General features: G+C 69.7%; 1 protein-coding gene. It reads right to left on the minus strand.

What is annotated here, in order from left to right:
• The coding region (locus D3D02_RS19015) for an FAD-binding protein (RefSeq protein WP_121571362.1) at positions 1–508 on the minus strand (508 nt) is incomplete at both ends.

Below are 508 nucleotides of genomic sequence, written 5' to 3' on the forward strand. Positions count from 1 at the left end.
TGACGCCGTTGTTCGCGCGGAACCCGCTGATCTCGCCGCTCTGGATGTCGTAGGCGACGACGCCGTGACAGGTCCGCTCGGCGGGGTCTTCCTCGTCGGTGACCGCCAGGTCCATCACGTGCCACTCGTCGTACACCGTGATCCCGCGTTTGACCACCTGCTCGTACATCGTGTGGAGCATCTGGTGGCCGGTCTCGGCGCCCGCGTAGGTCGTGCGCGGGAACGAGAGACCGCCGAACGGCCGCTGGGAGACGCGGCCGTCGTCCTCGCGGGAGAACGGCATCCCCCAGTGTTCGAGGCGGATGACCTCCTCGGGGCTCTCCTGGCAGAGCGCCTCGACCGCGGGCGCGTCGCCGAGGTAGTCGGACCCCTTCATCGTGTCGTACGCGTGGTCCTCCCAGGAGTCGGCGTCGCGCAGCGCCGCGTTGATCCCGCCCTCTGCCGCGCCAGTGTGGGACCGGACGGGATGGAGCTTCGACACCATCGCCACGTCCGCGCCCGCTTCCTG

This window comes from Halobellus sp. Atlit-38R (assembly GCF_003665925.1).
Classification (GTDB): domain Archaea; phylum Halobacteriota; class Halobacteria; order Halobacteriales; family Haloferacaceae; genus Haloquadratum; species Haloquadratum inordinatus.